Origin of the sequence: Mesorhizobium sp. B2-6-2 (assembly GCF_006440615.1) — a bacterium.
In the GTDB taxonomy this organism is placed as follows: domain Bacteria; phylum Pseudomonadota; class Alphaproteobacteria; order Rhizobiales; family Rhizobiaceae; genus Mesorhizobium.
The window spans coordinates 691412-706937 of the sequence record NZ_VFUG01000001.1; the positions used below are offsets into that span (position 1 = coordinate 691412).

Sequence of the window (15526 nt, forward strand, 5' to 3'; positions counted from 1 at the left end):
CAGCCTATTCGCTCGCCTCCCGTCCCGAGACTTGTTCGACGAGGATCCGGAAAAAGACGTGCGGCAGGCTGTCCGACACTGGAGGCGCGACGGGCTTGAGCGCGCCGGGTTCCCACCACTCCGTGTGCTTGCTCAGCACCGCCCATGCATGGTCGCGCTGGACCTTGTGACCGACCCGGTCCGGCAGTTCCTCATAGCGGCCCTCGACGATCACGCTTCTCCAGCCGCGCCCTTGCGTGTGCTCTTGAACCTGCGCGCAGACCAGGGGGTTCTCCCGCATCCAGTCGATCTTCTTGCCCAGCAGGGAGAAGGCATAGAGGTGGCTGTCGGCATAGGCGTAGTTGAAGGGCACGACGTAGGGCTGCCCATCCTTCGCGCAGGCCAGATGTCCGGTGCGGTTGGCCGCCAGAAATTTCGTGCATTCCAGGGTGGAGAGTGTGCGGATCATCATCGGCATGATCTCCCGTTTTCAGCCGGCCTTCGGCCTCGAGAATTTTTGTCGGTCGGTTCTTCCAATGCTAGCTCAGGACGCGTCCTGTCTCGTTGATATGGATCAATTCGTTATGGGCGAAGGCCAGCCATGCTTTGCAGAGCCGCACCGACCGAAACTGCGTGGCGAATTGGTCTAACGAAGATGTGATCCAAACCGCTCCGACGGAATTCGGCTCTGTCCTCCGTTTCACGGCGGTAGGGATAATTACGGAGACGAACCTTATGATGACGAGATATTTTCTGCCTCTCGCGATGGCCGCCGGCACGTTGCTGCTGTCCAGTGTCGGCTCGCAGGCTATGCCGATGGCCAAGCCAGCTGCTTCGCCGCTGCCCATCGAAGCCGTCGGCTGGCGCTGCGGTCCCGGCTGGCACGTGAACCGTTGGGGCAGATGCGTGCCCATCGGCCGCCGGTTCATCCGGCCGGTACGCCATTGGCATCCTGGTTTCTGGTATCACGGCCGTTGGCACCCCGGCTATTGGAGCTGATGATCCGTCGAGAGGATCGACGCCCGCGCTTGAGACGGCGCGGGCGTTTTGTTGAGGTTCCCGCGCGAGGGTTCAGACAGGCCAAAGAGAGAGAAGCCGGCGGGACAGCGCCCCCCTCTGTCCTGCCGGACATCTCCCCCACGAGGGGGGAGATCAGCCGTCACGCCGGCTTTCGCCAATCGCCAGCGCCGTACCATTTTCAACGTCGCAGAAATGAGCGCGGCGCCAAAGCTGCCAATCTCCCCCCAAGTGGGGGAGATGTCCGGCAGGACAGAGGGGGGCGCGAAGGATCGCGACTTATCTCAACTTGCGCCACCGATCGTTGCACGGTCGCCTGTCGCTGACCGGCAAACTCACGACTCAAGCCACCAGATCCCGCATCGGCTTCACCGCCGCCGACTCCGGAAACACCTTGTCGCCGAGCACCGCAGCGGAAAGCCCGAACTGGTCGGCCAGCAGCCCCTTCAGCACCGCGCGCACATCGCTGGTCGGCGCGAGGTCGCGCTGTTCGTAGAGCTGCGCCGCCTTCAGCCCCGGCCAGTCGGCGATGACGCGGCCGCCCTTGATCGCGCCGCCGGCGAGCAGCACCACCGTGCCGGTGCCGTGATCGGTGCCGACAGTGCCGTTGATGCGCGCCGTGCGGCCGAACTCGGTGATCGCGGCGACCGCCGTGTCGCGCCAACGCTCGCCAAGCCCCTTCTCAAGCTCCTCGAACGCCCCGTCGAGGCCGCCGAGCAGATTGGCGAGCCGCCCTGTGGCGCCGCCTTCGTTGACATGCGTATCCCAGCCGTCGAAGGCGAGCGCCGCGATGCGCGGCCCGTCGTCGGCCGCCATCAGCCGCGCCGCGCCTTGCGCCGACTGCCGCATGCCGGCGGCGTTGTCGAGGCCGGCCTTCGGCTTCATCGTCTTGCCGTCGAACTGGTCGCCCACCGCCATCCGGTCGGCGTCGAGCCCTTTTTGAAGCACGGCCGCCAGCGCAGGATCGCGATGGTTGTAGAGGTCGAGCACACGCTCCGCCAAGGCGACGCCGGGCGTCGGCAGCGCCTGCGGCGCCCAGCCGAGCACGGGCGCTGCACCACGGATCACCAGCGGCGTCGACGGCCCGACCGCCAGCCCGCCGAGCCTCGCCACGCGCTCGCCCGCCGGCAGGCTGGCCAACGCTCGGTTGAGCCAGCCGGTGGTCGCGTTGCCGGGGCCCGGCAGGCCGCTTTCAAGCACGTCCTGGCCGTCGAAATGCGAGCGCTCGCGGTAGCCGGTCGCGGCCGCGTGCACGACCGCCGCCCGGCCTGCCTTGAACAGGCGCGCGAACACCGGCATCGCCGGGTTGACGGCGAAGAAACCGTCGAGCGGCAATGCCGGGTTGGCGCCCGAGAGCGAAAGCGCGATATCGCCGTGCAGGCCGGCATAATCCGGATCGCCCACCGGCCCGACGGTCGACAGCCCGTCCAGCGCGCCGCGAAGCACGATGACGATCAGGCGCGGGTCGCGCTTATCGGCCGCGCGGGCAAAGCGCGGCAGATAGGCCCAGGCAAACAGCGCGCCGCCGGTCATCAGCACCGCGCGGCGGGACAGGCTGGGGGTTTCGCAAAGAAGGCTCATGGCTGCATCTCCATTTCTGCTATCGGCGCTGGAATTACCGGCGCTGGAATTCCGGCGCCATCAACAACAGCGCCAGGCCTTGCTGCCGGGACTCCGCGCGCGAAATCGCCTGCCGCGTCTCGGCCGACACGGACGTGCCGATCAGCGATGCCAGCATCTCGTCGGGATCGCCGATATCGTCCGCCTGCTTCGCCGCCTGCCAGGCAATGTCCAGCCGCGTCTTGAGGCCCTCGGCCGAGGCCCATGCGTCCGTCCGGTCGGAAAAGCCGTTCGGCCCCGGCGGTCGCCACAAGGGTTCGCCGAGCACGCTCAGCCAGCGAAGCGACCGTTGCGGTTCGTTGCCGGCGGTGGCGCCGACCGCCCGCCGCAGCGCCACGACATAGTCCAAGGGCGAGCGCAGCTTCGTGAGCGGCGTCGACCAGGTTTCGGGCATGTCGATCAGCGTCAACGCGATCGCGCGCAGGTCGCCGTCGGTCTTGGTGAAGGCCGCTGCCAGGCGGGCGACCGCCGCTTCGGGCGGATCGTCCGCGATGAAATGGCGAGCAAGCTTGCTGGCGATGTGCTGCGCGGTGGCCGGGTGACGGGCAATGTCGTTGAGCGCGGCCTCCGCCTGGCCCATGCCGCCGTCGGGATAGGTCTTGCCGAGTAGCACCGCTTGGCCCGGCTGATGCGCGTTGGCGTTGAAGACGAAGCTTCCCGGCTCGCCCAATCGCCCCTCGCGCCCGGCCATCGTCCAGCCGGTCAGCATGTTCGCGAAACTGGTGACGTCGGCCTGGGCATAGCCGCTGCCGACGCCCAGTGTGTGCAACTCCAGGATCTCGCGGGCGAGATTCTCGTTGAGGCCGCGTCCGCGCCGCTTGCCGGCGCGGGAATCGGGGCCGATGGACTGCCGGTTGTCGAGATAGAACAGCATGGCCGGATGGTGCTCGACGGCCAAAAGCATGTCGGCGAAGCGGCCGAGCACGAAGGGGCGGATCGCCTCGCGCTCGAAGGCGCCGGCGCATGCCCGCACGACCGGTGCCTTGGCGACGGAAACGCAGAAATGGTTCGACCAGAAGCCGACCAGCCTTTCTACAAAACCGGGTATCGCGGCGATCGCCTTGTCGAACCGGGCCTGCGCCTCGTCGCGATAGATATCGGCCTCGACACGTGGCACCGCGGGTTTGGCTTGTGTCGCTGCCGGGCCGGCTGGATCATCCGCCGCCATCGGCTGCATGGCGGCCGCCGCCTTCTTATCCCGCGCCGCCTTGCGCTCCATGGCCGCCGCCATGCTGGCCTGGATCGCCGCGGTGCTGTCCAGCAGCCCGGCATTCCGCGGGTCGTCGGGGGAAATGAGCGCGATGTCCTGCTGCTTGAGCTCGGCCTCGAGGTAGCCGCGCGGATCGGCGGCGATCTTGCCAAACTCGGCGCCGGGTTTCGCGCCGAGGCCGAAGCGGTTGAGCGCCACCAGGGCGGGGTCCGGCGAAACGGAATTTGCAAATGGTGCGGCCAACAAAGCCTCCGTTGAAGCCGGCGCAGATCGCGTCGGTTTCATGGATTATCGGGGATACTCACGATGCCGGCCGCAGCACCGGCATCGTGAAGGGTTGTTACCAGCGGCGCCAGTGGTGCCAGCGATGGTAGGGATGCCAGACCGGGCCGATATAGACGCGCGGTCCGCCCCAATAGTAATAGCCGGGATAGATCACGCGGCGATTGGGCACGCAGCGGCCCCAGTGGTTGGGATGCCAGCCCGGACCGCAGCCCCAGGCGACGTGCTCGACAAGCGCCGGTGAGGGCGCAACCGGTGCGATCGGCATCGCCGAGGCGGCGCTTGCGGCCGCCGTTCCGCCGATGGCGAGCGCGGCCGCGATCGAATATTTCGTCAGACTGTTCATGGGATACTCCCGAAAGTTTCGAGGTTGAAGAGAACCTGCCGCCAAGGCGGTCGCAGGCCTGTCCCTCTTTTCCTTGAACGGAGCGCGGTCGCCCTTTCCGTCGCTGCCTATGGCGATTTTTTTGCGGGTGGCTGCCTGCCGGCACGCCGAAGCAGGGCGTCGGCCAGCAGCCGGCGGTCTTCCGGCGAGCCCGATGCGGCGAACTCGATGATGCGTTGCTCGAGCCTGGTGCGCACAGTGACATCGGCATTGCGCGCGCGCTCCAGGGCGGCGGCAAGCGCGTTGGTGTCGAGGGTCGGCTGTTGCAGGAGGTTCGCCGCCTCGCGCCTTGCGGCCTGGCCGTCGAGGATCACGTCGCGCGATTCGCGGCGAACCTCGCGCAACGCCTGGCGGAAGACCTTGCGGTCGGCGGCAGGCAACCGGCCGCCGGCCGATTCCAGCGAATAGCCCGGATTCGATTTGCCGATCAACCAGCCGGCGCCGCCGGCCACCGCGCCGATCAGAAAGACATTCAGCACCAGCGATGCCGCGACAAGACGGGGGCTCATAGGTCTTCCTCGTAAGGATCGGCATCGGGACTGGCATCGCCGAACGACGTCGCGTTGGCATCCATCACATAATGGTCGGGCTGCATATCCGGGTTGACGACGGTCACCAGCGCCAGGCCGGCCACGGCGCCGGCCAGGCCGACACCGGCAAGCCCGAAGCCCAGCCACCAGAACCGCCGGCGGCGGGCCTGCCTGACCTCGGTCGCTGCCCGGGCGACAATGGCGCGATGGAGCGTCGGGGCGGGTGCTTCGACGCGATGCCGGTCGAGGATGGCGTCGAGCCTGCCGGCGCGCGCCAGGATGGCTCGGCCCTGCTCGGTATCGGCAAACAGCATCGCGGCCGCCTGTTCGGCCGGCGGCCAGCGATGCAATGCGCCGCCATAGGTATCCGCCAGCGCGGCGAAGCGCCCGGCATCCATCCGCCCTTCCGTTCTCTTCTCAGCCATCCCATTCCCCCTTCCGCCATCCCGATGTGGTCCCCCACGTCCTTGCCCGCAACGCCGGCAATGCCTTTGCTGTCTCAGTCATTGCCATCGTCTCCGACGAGCTTGGCCTGCAAAGCGCGACGGCCTCGCGCGAGCAGGCTTTCCAGCGCATCGACACTGACCTGCATGGCGCCGGCGGCCTCGATGTTGGACAGCTCCTGATAATACACCAGCACGATCGCTTCGCGCTGGCGCGGCGCGATGCGCTGCAGCGCCTGGTTGACCCTGCGCTCGTCGTCGCCCGGCATGGCGTCGGGAAGCGGCGTCTCGTCCGCCACCTCCGGCAGCTCGTCCGTCGTCCATTCGCGCCGGCGCCGCAGCCGGTCGTAGCAGAGGTTGAGCGCGACACGGTGAATCCAGGTGTCGAAGCGTGCATGCCCCTGGCGCCAGCCGGAGGCGTGGCGCCAGATGCGCACGAAAGTCTCCTGGGCGACGTCCTCTGCTTCCGCCGGGTCGCCAAGCATCCTGGTGGCCAGGGCCAGGATGCGCGGCAGCTTGCGCGCCACCATCGCCTGCACCGCGGCGGTGTCGCCGGCGCCGATGCGGCGTACCAGTTCCTCGTCCGGATCGGCGCCCATCAATCGGGACGCTCGCGGCTGTCATTGTGCGGCATAGCCTCTTGGTCATTGCTCCTGATTGGGAGCGGTTTTATGGCCCGGCCTCTCGTCGGCGCCGAGCACGCCGTCGCTATTCTCGTCGAGCCTGGCGAAGCGCTTGGCGAGAAAGGCGTCGAGCTCGCCCCTGTCGACGAAGCCGTCCTTGTTGGTGTCCATGCGCGCGAAGGATTTGGCCGGATCGCCCTTGGTCTTGCGCGCGGTCTGGAAAGCGGTCCATTCGGCGAGGCTGACCTTGCCGTCATTGTCGTTGTCGGCCCGGATGAACGCCTTCTCCCGGCGCGCCTCGAACTTTGCCAGTGTCAGGCCGGACTTGCTGAGGTCCGACTTGGCGGCAGCCGACGTGTCCGGCGTCGTCTGGGCCGGCGCGGGGGCAGGTGTGGGCGTCGCTGTCTGGGCGACCGCGAACGCGGTCTGCAAGCCAAGGGCAACGACGAATATGGTGGGGCGGATCATGCTCTCGTCTCCGGTTGGGCGCGGCCATTGGCGGCCACGCTTCAGCCGTTGAACGCGAGACAGAGCAAAATCCGTCGGTCCTTTTTCGACCCGACAACAAGCCGACCGGATCCGGCGCAGCCTGACCGAAGGATTGCTAAGGACAGGAGGCGACGACTATCTCGGCTGGTCGACCGCCACCAACTGGTCCTGCTTGAAGCCGGCATGCTGCGGCGTCCAGACGTCGCCCTCGCGGTTGAACCAGTGGCACAGATACGTGCCGGACGCCGCCCCGTCGCTGACGGTCATTTCCGGGCCTCCGGATTTCAGCCTGACGACGTCTCCGGTCTTGAAACTATTGGGCATTTCGACCTCCCATGCTGACGAAGGGAGTTTCCCACCAACGGCTACTCCCGACAATGGCCGAGATGCGCCGACCACGTGGTGCAGCCTGGGAAGGCGTGAGGATGCTGCCGCTTTTGTGACAGGCCGGGTAGCACCGTAGGCGTGGCCAGATCATGTCGAGGTTTTGGAGTTGAAGCGGGCGGCCCGATCGCTCCTCGGATTCAATCGGTGTCGCGCTGTGGACCCGGCGGCTGTGCCGATTGGCTGTCTTCGGATGGGCGGACGGTCATGGACTTTTCATCGGGCCACAATGCTTGTGCCTTCGTCACCGCTGCCAAAAGATTGTCTGCTTCAACGCTTCCGATTTCAGTCAGAAGCGGTCTGCTGCCCGCTGCTCTGAAATCGACGTGATAGACCGTCCAACTCCTCATTGCATTTCCGACAAATTGCGTCTCGGCACGGGCACGCGGATGGAAGCCCGGCTCGCTTTTGTGGTTAGGATTTTGAGGTCCGCAAGCCGGGCATGCACCGACCGATAGGGCGGGGGGCTTGGGGTTATCAGCCGGTGCGATCGCGAGTCTGTCTGATTTGCCCGCCAGCCCACAATCGACCGAGGTCCATCCTGCCGAACGCATTGGTCCGAAAGGACCAAAGATATAGCCCCTTATTCCGTTGGGGCAGGTTGCCCCCGCCGGTGATCTTTTGTCACCCGCCCCATTGCCCATGGTTCACGGCAGACCGCTCAAGCGCTCGGCCTCCGCTAATTGTTTGGTTCTCGTGGAGAATTTTTGGTGCCGCTTGCGTGACTCGAACACGCGACCCCATCATTACGAATGATGTGCTCTACCAACTGAGCTAAAGCGGCCCGGGAAGCGCTGAGCTTCCAGAATGGGCTGGGTGATAGACTCAACCGCTCGCTAATTCAAGATGGGCAGCGGTGAATTCCGGCCTTGCCGACGGCAATTCCGATCTACGGTTACCGCGTGACGGGCGCCGGCGCGGCCCGCGGCGGCGTGCGGGTAAGCGGTCCTTCGCATTCGGCTGGCCGGCGCGGCTGCAGCCGCGGTGACGAAAAATGTTGATTCTTCAACAAAAAATGCCGAAATGGCTTTGGCCGGCAAGGCAGCCGCTCGCCGTTGATCGATTGGTCGTCTGCGGCCGACGACCAGACAACCGGGAGCGAACGCGCAGAGGGAGCTCGCTTGGACCCCATCGAGAAAGCGATCCGCAATGCCTTCGAGAAAGGCAATGCCGAGGACCGGGCGTTCCGAGAGAAGGTCTATCGATCGGCCTTTGCCGCGCTCGACCGCGTCCTGCAGGCCAATCCGAACGTCACGGTCGAGGCCGCCATCAGCCGCCGCAAGGCAGTCCAGGCCAAGATCACCGAGATCGAATCGGAGTTCCTGCCGGCCGTCCCGGATGTGACGCTGCCGCCGGAAAACGTCGCGCCCGCCGGCAATGGCGCGCCGGATCCGCGCGTCGACGCACCGGCCATATCGGCCGCGCCGTCTGTCGACGCGCCGCTGCCGCCGTCGCAAACCGCGCCCTCGCCCTCGATCACCGTCGACGGCCCGGTCCAGCCCGATGCTTCGGACCGGCCGCGTGCGCGCGTGCTGCCGCGCGTGCCCGACATCATGCCGGATGAGACAGCGCTTCCCGACGCGCCCTCGCTCGATGATTCGCCAGATGCTCCCGTCGGCAACGGCGCGCAGGTCGCGCCCGACCGCGACGAGCGGCGGATCAGGGGCCGGCGCTTGCCGCTCACCGCGATCTTCGTCGTCGCGACATTGCTCGCGGCCGCCGGCATCGGCCTCTACTTCGCCAAGCAGACCGGTGTCTTCAAGACGGCAGCCGAGCTCAATACGGGCCCGCCGGAGCCGGCGCCGACGCTGGACGACGAGGACTCCTCGCAGCCGACCGAGCCAGGCTCGCCGCAGAAACCGGACGAGGCCGCCCAGTCGAAGAACTGGATCAACGTCTTCTCGCCCGCCGACCCGACCCATGTCAGCGCGCCGTCCGACGCCGCCGCCGAGGTGATGAAGGACGACACCGGCCAGTTCCTGCGCATCCGCTCGGGCGCGTCGGGTTCGGCCATTGCCTTCGATGTCGGCCAGGGCGTGCTGGAGAAGCTTGCCGGCAAGCATGCCATGTTCGACATCGTCGCCCGTTCGGAAGAAGGCAAGGAGACGCAGATATCGATCGACTGCAATTTCGGCGATCTCGGCGATTGCGGCCGCAAGCGCTACGCGGTCGGCCACGAGCGCAACGAATATCTGTTCGACGTGCAGTTCCCGAACAAGCATCCGGGCGCCGCCGGCACCATCGCCGTCAATTCCGATTTCGACCAGAAGGGCAAGTCGGTGGATATTTACGAGATCCGCGTCTCGATAGCTGAGTGATCGCGCCGCTCTATCTACGTAGACGCGGCACCGCCCGGCGCTTTGGGCCGACTGGGGTTTCTAGTGCCACTGCACCGGGATTTTGACCGGTCGGCTCCGTTTGCGTTGGCAGGTGGCATGCCTTGGAGATTGGCCCATCGCGATCGTCATTCCAGGGCGGAGCAGGAGCGAAGCTCCGTCGCGAAGACCCTGGAATCCATGCCGTTACCTTCGCCAAGGCGTGCAACGGAGCAAAATTCTGCACCGAGGCGGCGCTTCCAAGTCACGGAATGGATTCTATGGTCTGCGCGCGTCGCTGCGCTCCTTGCTCCGCCATAGAATGACGAGGTTGGGGCGGCTTCAACCAATCCCCGGCGGTTTGTGCTGGTTTCACGGCAATGAACCGAAAATCTTGCACCAAGACAAAACGGCAACCTTTCAAAATCCCTATGTCAGGGAACTAACCATCCAGCAGCGCCTGCAGCGTCTCTATCCGATCCGCTTCCGCCGCCGGCTTGTCCCAACGCAGCCGTGAGATGCGGGGAAAGCGCATCGCGACGCCCGATTTGTGGCGGGTCGAGCGGTTGAGGCCTTCGAACGCCACCTCCAGCACCAGGCCGTTCCTGCGGTCGGCGCGCACCGAGCGCACCGGCCCGAAACGCTCGATCGTGTTGTCGCGCACATATTTGTCGATCTCTCTCAGCTCCTCGTCGGTGAAGCCGAAATAGGCCTTGCCGACCGACACCAGCTCTTCCGATCCCTCAGGACCGGACCAGACGCCGAATGTGTAGTCGGAATAAAAGCTCGAGCGCTTGCCATGGCCGCGCTGCGCATACATCAGCACCGCGTCGATGGTGTGCGGGTCGCGCTTCCACTTGAACCACGGGCCTTTCGGCCGGCCTGCAAGATAGGGCGAATCCCAGCGCTTCAGCATCACCCCTTCGATGATCGGATGCGGCGGCGCCTGGCGCAGCCGCTCCAGCGTCTCCCAGTCGGAGAACGCAACCAGCGGCGAGAGATCGAAGCGGCTGGGGTCGAGGGTTTTGACGAAAGCCTCGAGCCGCTTGCGGCGCTCGGCGAAGGGCAGCGCGCGCAGGTCCTCGCCGTCGATCTGCAGCGCGTCGTAGCAGCGCATGAAGGCCGGATATTGCTGCTGGATTTTTGGCGACACACTCTTGCGGTTCAGCCGCTGCTGCAGGTCGGAAAAGGTTCCGGTCGCCTCGCGCGGATCCCCGACCAAAAGCTCGCCGTCCAGCGCCGCCTCGAAATTCATCGCGGCGGCAAGGTCCGGGAAGGCGCCGGACACGTCGTCGCCGGTGCGCGAATAGAGCCTGCGCACCCCGCCTTCGCACACCGCCTGCACGCGGATACCATCCCATTTCCATTCCGCTGCATAATCGGCCGGATCGAGCTTTTCGAGGTCGCCATCGTCGACGGCATTGGACAGCATCACCGGCCGGAACAGGGCGAGCGCGGCGCTCGTCGGCTTTTCCGCCCGGCCCTCCAGCCAAGCGAACAGCTCGGTGTAAGGCGGCGCCAGCCCGTGCCAGAGCTCCTCGATCTCAGCGACGTCGACTTGGCCAAGGTCGGCCAACGCCTGCTTGGCGAGCCGCGCCGACACGCCGATGCGCAAGCCCCCGGTGACCAGCTTGATGATGGCGAAGCGCGCCGAGATGCTGGCGTCGTCGAGCAGCCGTGACAGAACCTTCGGCCCGTCGGAGCGGCTCGCCGCCTGCAGTCTGCCGACCAATTCGGCAAGCGTCGGCACATGATTGGGGATGTGCCCTTGTGGTTGCGGCCAGACCAGCGACACGGTCTCGGCGAGGTCGCCGACATAGTCGTAGGAATAGCCGAACAGCACCGGATCCATGCGCTCGACCACCAGCGCGCGCAGCATCGCCGGCTTCACCGCCGCGATCGAGAGATCGCCTGTGATGGCGGCGAGCGCCAGCCCGCGATCGGGATCCTCGACGCTGCGGAAATAGTCGGTCAGCAGCGTCAGCTTGCCGTTGCGCGACGGCGTCAGCACGAGACGGTCGAGAAGCTCGGCGAAGCGGTTCATGGGCGGCTGCGCCATGCCAATTGCGAGAGCGCAGCGGAGGCGATTTCGCTATGCGCGTATGCCATCAATCGCCCTCGTCCTCATAGCCCACGAGATGCAGCGGCCGCGCCGCGATGCCCTCCAGCTCGCACCAGCGCACCAGCGCCTCCTCGCGGCCATGCGTGACCCAGATTTCCGCCGCGCCGGTTTCCTTGATCGTGATGATGAGCTCGTCCCAATCGGCATGGTCGGAAATGATCAGCGGCAGCTCGACGCCGCCTTGCTTGGCGCGTTGGCGGATGCGCATCCAGCCCGAGGCGAAGCAGGAGATCGGGTCGGGAAAACGCCGCGCCCAGCGATCGGCGAACGCCGACGGCGGGCCGACGACGATCGCGCCGGTGAAATCGGCCTTGCCGCGGCTTTCAACCGTCGCCGGCTCGATCGTGCCGAGATCGATGCCCTGGCTCTGATAATATTCGCTGAGCTTCGCCAGCGCGCCATGGATATAGACCGGCCTGTCGTAGCCGGCGTCGCGCAACAGCCGCATCACGCGCTGCGCCTTGCCGAGCGCATAGGCGCCGATCAGATGCGAGCGTTCGGGAAATTGCGCCGCCGATTTGAGCACGCGCGCGATCTCGTCCTGGTCCGGCGGATGGCGAAACACCGGCAGGCCGAAGGTCGCCTCGGTGATGAAGACATCGCATCGGATAGGCTCGAACGGCAGGCAGGTGGCGTCCTTCTGCCGCTTGTAGTCGCCGGAGGCGACGATGCGCTTGCCCCCATGCTCGACGCAGATCTGCGCCGAGCCCAGCACATGCCCCGCCGGATGGAAGGTGACGGCGACGCCGTTGATGTCGATTGTCTGGCCGAGAGCAGCCGCCTGCGTGGTTCCGGCGAAATCTGCGCCGTAACGCAGCCCCATGATGTCGAGCGTCTCTTGCGTGGCCAGCACCGAGCGGTGGCCGGAGCGCGCATGGTCGGAATGGCCATGCGTGATCAGCGCCCGCCCGACGGGCCGCACCGGATCGATGAAGAAATCGCCGGGCGGGCAGTAGAGGCCCTCCGGCCGGGGCTTGAGCAGGTCGCTGGCGCGCATGGCTTTGAACATAGTGGCTAAATTTGCCTCGGGAAGCCTGTTGCAAGAGACTGCTGACTCGTCCTACAGCCCCTTGCCGGCTCCGCCTCGCCGGGGGATTCTTCAAAAGGTGAAACCGCTCCAGGCCTCGTCGGGCGATTTGAACGCCGACCGTCGCGCCGATTTCGCCGAGATGCTGCTCGCCTCGGGCGAGCCGGCGCAGGCGGCCGAGCTTCTGCTTGGCGCGCTGGAGCTGGCGCCGCAATGGGCGGCCGGCTGGTTTCGCCTCGGCGAGATGCAGGAAGCTGCCGGCCTGCCCGGCGAGGCCGCCCAGGCTTGGGCCATGGCGCTGAAGCTGGAGCCCGCGGACCGCCTCGGCGCCGCGCTCAAGCTTCAACTGATCGGCAAGGCGCCGGCCGCCGCGGCGCCGCCCAGCGCCTTTGTCGAGACCTTGTTCGATCACTATGCCGATAGTTTCGAGGATTCGCTTGTCCAGAAGCTCGGCTACGGGCTGCCGGATTTTCTCGAGGGCGCCATCCGCAAGGCAAGGCCCGGCCGGTTCCGGCTGGCGCTCGACCTCGGCTGCGGCACCGGCCTGATGGGCGAGAGGCTGCGGCCGTTGGTCGACCGGCTGGAGGGCTACGACATCTCGGCCGGCATGCTGAACAAGGCGAAGGCCAAGGCCAAGGGTATCTACGACCGGCTCGCCAAGGCCGACCTCCAGCATTTCTCTTACACAGGCGCCAAGGCCGACCTCGTGGTCGCGGCCGACGTGTTCATCTATCTGGGCGCGCTCGAACGCATCGTCGGCGCGGTTGCGAACATACTTGCCGATGGCGGCCTGTTCGCCTTTTCGCTCGAGGCGCTTGCCGGCGGCGGCGATTTCGCCCTTTTGCCGTCACGGCGTTATGCCCATTCCGAGGCCTATGCGCGGCGCGTGCTTTGCGCCAACGGGCTTGCGGTCCTGTCGCTGGAAAGCATGGTTATCCGGCACGACCGGCATGACCCGGTCGAGGGACTGGCCATTGTGGCTGGCGCCCTCGCGGCAGCCGCCGAGGTGGGAAATCCGGCAATGGCATGAGGTCGACCTTGCTGCGAAAAAGCCTGAATGGCATGGTCCGGGTTGCGCGGGGCGGATACCGAGTCTTTTGTTTTGCGCAATTCCGGACGGAAAACCACGACGCACTTTTTCTGGAATTGCCCTAGGGAGATATCCATGCGCTGGACCATGGTTGCGTTGGCGTCTTGCCTGACGGTCGCCGGCTGCGTCGGCGGCACGTCGATGGCCGAGCGTCAGGACGAGGATGTCCAATCCTCGTTGCAATATGACGATGTGCCTTGCGATCAGTTGCTGGCGCTGCGCAATCAACTGGCGCGGCAGAACAATCTGCCCGTCACCGCCAAGCCGGGCTTCTCCAATCCGGCGATGGGCTTCGGCCCGTTCATGCCGGATGTGCGCTCCAAGGCGCAGCGCGCCAGCAACAAGGCGAGCGGCGAGATCGACGCCATGAACCGCTCGATCGAACGCCGCGACTGCGGCAAGCCGAAGAAGAAGGAGACGCTCGGGCTGCCCGGCTCGAAGCCTTCCTGAGTGTTCGATATTCTGTTTAACGCTCGGCTGGACTGACGAGCGTTTGATCGCGCTTGAGAGACCACCCGATGAACCTCTCAGACCTCGGCGACCGCATCTGCATCCTAGGCCCGTCCAACAGCGGCAAGTCCACCCTTGCCGACGCGATAGCGCGCAAGCGCGGCCTGGAAGCCGTTCACCTCGATCAGCTCTTTCATCTGCCCAATACGGATTGGCAGCAGCGCCCGAGGGCCGAATTCATTGCCTTGCACGATGCCGCGATAGCCGGCGAGGGCTGGGTGATGGACGGGAACTATTCGGTTTGCATGCCGCAGCGCCTTCGGCGGGCGACAGGCTTGATCCTGCTGGATATCTCCACCCCCGCAAGTCTTTTGCGGTATTTTCGGCGAACGCTGTTCGAGAAGGACAGGCTCGGCGCTCTGGAAGGCGGGCGCGACAGCATCAAATGGGACATGATCCACCACATCGCGGTCACCACGCCGCGAAACCGCAGGAAATACCGGGCGATGTTCAACGCGCTCGATCTGCCGAAGCTGCACCTATCTTCGTTGCGGGCGATCAAGCAGCGTTTCCGCGACTGGGGTCTGACTCCTAATACCCCGCCTTGCGGTCGACCAGATTCTCGAGCCTCTCGCCGCGCTCGAAGGCGGCCATCTGGCGAAGCATGATCGGCACCAGATGCGCCGGGTCCGACGTCGCCGCCGCATGCGGCGTGACGAACACTTTCGGATGGCTCCACAACGGGCTGGTCTTCGGCAGCGGTTCGACCTCGAATACGTCGAGGCTCGCTTCCTTCAGCATGCCGTCATCCAGCGCGCGCAAAATGTCGGCGTCCTTCTGCAGCCGTCCGCGCCCGGCATTGATCAGCACGGCGCCGCCAAGCCCATTGCGCCGGCGCAGTTCCTTGAGCAGTCCGTAATTGACGATGCCCTGGGTCTGCTGCGTGAGCGGCAAGAGCACGACGAGGATGTCAGTGGCATTGAGGAAGGGGATCAGTCCCGCCTCGCCGGCATAGGTCGAAACGCCCGTCATCGGTCGCTCGCTGCGCGACCATCCGTTGACGGCGAAGCCGAGAGACAACAACGCCGAAGCCGCGGCGCGGCCAAGACTGCCAAGCCCCATGATGCCGACGGAGACGTCGCCGGCCACTCGTTGCGGCGGCTCGTGCCAGATCTTCTTTTGCTGCTGGGCCCGGTAAAGCGAGGCCTGGCGATGGTGGTCGAGAACGCGCCAGACAACATATTCGACCATGTGCTGGGTAAGATTGTCGGCGACGACCTTGACGATCGGCACGTCGGGCAGGCCGGGATCGGCAAAGACATGGTCGACACCGGCGCCGATCGAGAAGATGACGCGTAGATTGGGCAGCGATCTGAGAAGGTTGGGCTTCTGCTTCCACACCACCGCATAGGTGATCGACGGATCGTCGGCGCCGCTCGGCTCCAGGACGACCTCGCGCTCGGCCGAGAGCAGCTCACGCCAGCGCTGCGGGTGGATGCCGGTGAGGGCAAGCAGGATTTTGCCTTTTTCCATTCTCGGATTTTTTTCCCTGTTTCGCCG

General features: G+C 65.8%; 17 protein-coding genes and 1 tRNA gene. 5 read left to right on the forward strand and 13 right to left on the reverse strand.

From position 1 onward, the window contains the following. Positions 1-4: 4 nt before the first annotated feature. On the reverse strand, positions 5-451 hold the full coding sequence (locus FJ419_RS03420; RefSeq protein ID WP_140687541.1) for a pyridoxamine 5'-phosphate oxidase family protein: 447 nt from the start codon (positions 449-451) through the stop codon (positions 5-7). Positions 452-714: 263 nt separating this feature from the next. Between FJ419_RS03420 and FJ419_RS03425 the strand changes: the two genes are divergently transcribed. Beyond that, positions 715-978 carry a hypothetical protein gene (locus FJ419_RS03425; protein WP_140687544.1) on the forward strand — a complete coding sequence of 88 codons (264 nt, stop codon included), beginning with the start codon at positions 715-717 and terminating at the stop codon, positions 976-978. Positions 979-1338: 360 nt separating this feature from the next. Here FJ419_RS03425 and FJ419_RS03435 read toward each other — a convergent pair whose 3' ends face one another. From FJ419_RS03435 to FJ419_RS03475, 9 genes are all read right to left on the reverse strand, one after another. Continuing rightward, positions 1339-2577: a DUF1501 domain-containing protein gene (locus tag FJ419_RS03435; RefSeq protein WP_140687546.1), complete on the reverse strand. Its 1239-nt coding sequence runs from the start codon at positions 2575-2577 to the stop codon at positions 1339-1341. A 34-nt stretch (positions 2578-2611) separates the two neighbouring features. Continuing rightward, a complete protein-coding gene (locus FJ419_RS03440) occupies positions 2612-4069 on the reverse strand; it encodes a DUF1800 family protein (RefSeq protein WP_246679112.1) in 1458 nt (485 codons plus the stop codon). A 97-nt stretch (positions 4070-4166) separates the two neighbouring features. Then, complete coding sequence (locus tag FJ419_RS03445) at positions 4167-4454, reverse strand: hypothetical protein (RefSeq protein ID WP_140687550.1); 288 nt, start codon at positions 4452-4454, stop codon at positions 4167-4169. A 107-nt stretch (positions 4455-4561) separates the two neighbouring features. Continuing rightward, positions 4562-5002, reverse strand: a complete 441-nt coding sequence (locus FJ419_RS03450; RefSeq protein ID WP_140687552.1) for a periplasmic heavy metal sensor — start codon at positions 5000-5002, stop codon at positions 4562-4564. Next, a complete protein-coding gene (locus tag FJ419_RS03455; protein WP_140687554.1) occupies positions 4999-5448 on the reverse strand; it encodes a hypothetical protein in 450 nt (149 codons plus the stop codon). The genes FJ419_RS03450 and FJ419_RS03455 overlap by 4 nt, the downstream gene beginning before the upstream one ends. Positions 5449-5522: 74 nt before the next feature. Further along, positions 5523-6065, reverse strand: a complete 543-nt coding sequence (locus FJ419_RS03460) for an RNA polymerase sigma factor (RefSeq protein WP_140687556.1) — start codon at positions 6063-6065, stop codon at positions 5523-5525. Positions 6066-6110: 45 nt separating this feature from the next. Next, the gene (locus FJ419_RS03465; RefSeq protein ID WP_140687558.1) at positions 6111-6557 is read right to left on the reverse strand and encodes an acid-shock protein; all 447 of its coding nucleotides are present in this window, start codon (positions 6555-6557) and stop codon (positions 6111-6113) included. 156 nt (positions 6558-6713) lie between these two features. After that, entirely contained in the window at positions 6714-6902 is a 189-nt protein-coding gene (locus tag FJ419_RS03470; RefSeq protein WP_095766010.1) for a DUF2158 domain-containing protein, read from the reverse strand. 768 nt (positions 6903-7670) lie between these two features. Beyond that, positions 7671-7746, reverse strand: a tRNA-Thr gene (locus FJ419_RS03475). 337 nt (positions 7747-8083) lie between these two features. Between FJ419_RS03475 and FJ419_RS03480 the strand changes: the two genes are divergently transcribed. Continuing rightward, complete coding sequence (locus tag FJ419_RS03480; RefSeq protein ID WP_140687560.1) at positions 8084-9280, forward strand: hypothetical protein; 1197 nt, start codon at positions 8084-8086, stop codon at positions 9278-9280. A gap of 439 nt (positions 9281-9719) precedes the next feature. Here FJ419_RS03480 and FJ419_RS03485 read toward each other — a convergent pair whose 3' ends face one another. Next, positions 9720-11321 (reverse strand): cisplatin damage response ATP-dependent DNA ligase, encoded by a 1602-nt coding sequence (locus FJ419_RS03485; RefSeq protein WP_140687562.1) that lies wholly within the window; start codon positions 11319-11321, stop codon positions 9720-9722. 64 nt (positions 11322-11385) lie between these two features. Further along, positions 11386-12396 carry a ligase-associated DNA damage response exonuclease gene (locus FJ419_RS03490; protein ID WP_140688129.1) on the reverse strand — a complete coding sequence of 337 codons (1011 nt, stop codon included), beginning with the start codon at positions 12394-12396 and terminating at the stop codon, positions 11386-11388. Positions 12397-12505: 109 nt separating this feature from the next. On the opposite strand from FJ419_RS03490, the gene FJ419_RS03495 reads away from it, so the two are divergent. From FJ419_RS03495 to FJ419_RS03505, 3 genes are all read left to right on the forward strand, one after another. After that, on the forward strand, positions 12506-13456 hold the full coding sequence (locus FJ419_RS03495; RefSeq protein WP_140687564.1) for a methyltransferase domain-containing protein: 951 nt from the start codon (positions 12506-12508) through the stop codon (positions 13454-13456). Between the two features lie 135 nt (positions 13457-13591). Next, positions 13592-13966, forward strand: a complete 375-nt coding sequence (locus tag FJ419_RS03500) for a hypothetical protein (RefSeq protein ID WP_140687566.1) — start codon at positions 13592-13594, stop codon at positions 13964-13966. Positions 13967-14034: 68 nt separating this feature from the next. After that, positions 14035-14634: an AAA family ATPase gene (locus FJ419_RS03505; RefSeq protein WP_246679113.1), complete on the forward strand. Its 600-nt coding sequence runs from the start codon at positions 14035-14037 to the stop codon at positions 14632-14634. Here FJ419_RS03505 and FJ419_RS03510 read toward each other — a convergent pair. Continuing rightward, complete coding sequence (locus FJ419_RS03510; protein WP_140687568.1) at positions 14558-15499, reverse strand: glyoxylate/hydroxypyruvate reductase A; 942 nt, start codon at positions 15497-15499, stop codon at positions 14558-14560. The two genes, FJ419_RS03505 and FJ419_RS03510, sit on opposite strands and share 77 nt — an antisense overlap. Between the last annotated feature and the right edge of the window lie 27 nt (positions 15500-15526).

Bases quoted from the DNA above. Each gene is read 5' to 3' on its own strand.
- FJ419_RS03420 (WP_140687541.1), bottom strand. From the start codon at position 451: ATGATGATCCGCACACTCTCCACCCTGGAATGCACGAAATTTCTGGCG.
- FJ419_RS03425 (WP_140687544.1), top strand. From the start codon at position 715: ATGATGACGAGATATTTTCTGCCTCTCGCGATGGCCGCCGGCACGTTG.
- FJ419_RS03435 (WP_140687546.1), bottom strand. From the start codon at position 2,577: ATGAGCCTTCTTTGCGAAACCCCCAGCCTGTCCCGCCGCGCGGTGCTG.
- FJ419_RS03445 (WP_140687550.1), bottom strand. From the start codon at position 4,454: ATGAACAGTCTGACGAAATATTCGATCGCGGCCGCGCTCGCCATCGGC.
- FJ419_RS03450 (WP_140687552.1), bottom strand. From the start codon at position 5,002: ATGAGCCCCCGTCTTGTCGCGGCATCGCTGGTGCTGAATGTCTTTCTG.
- FJ419_RS03455 (WP_140687554.1), bottom strand. From the start codon at position 5,448: ATGGCTGAGAAGAGAACGGAAGGGCGGATGGATGCCGGGCGCTTCGCC.
- FJ419_RS03460 (WP_140687556.1), bottom strand. From the start codon at position 6,065: ATGGGCGCCGATCCGGACGAGGAACTGGTACGCCGCATCGGCGCCGGC.
- FJ419_RS03465 (WP_140687558.1), bottom strand. From the start codon at position 6,557: ATGATCCGCCCCACCATATTCGTCGTTGCCCTTGGCTTGCAGACCGCG.
- FJ419_RS03470 (WP_095766010.1), bottom strand. From the start codon at position 6,902: ATGCCCAATAGTTTCAAGACCGGAGACGTCGTCAGGCTGAAATCCGGA.
- FJ419_RS03485 (WP_140687562.1), bottom strand. From the start codon at position 11,321: ATGAACCGCTTCGCCGAGCTTCTCGACCGTCTCGTGCTGACGCCGTCG.
- FJ419_RS03490 (WP_140688129.1), bottom strand. From the start codon at position 12,396: ATGCGCGCCAGCGACCTGCTCAAGCCCCGGCCGGAGGGCCTCTACTGC.
- FJ419_RS03500 (WP_140687566.1), top strand. From the start codon at position 13,592: ATGCGCTGGACCATGGTTGCGTTGGCGTCTTGCCTGACGGTCGCCGGC.
- FJ419_RS03505 (WP_246679113.1), top strand. From the start codon at position 14,035: ATGAACCTCTCAGACCTCGGCGACCGCATCTGCATCCTAGGCCCGTCC.
- FJ419_RS03510 (WP_140687568.1), bottom strand. From the start codon at position 15,499: ATGGAAAAAGGCAAAATCCTGCTTGCCCTCACCGGCATCCACCCGCAG.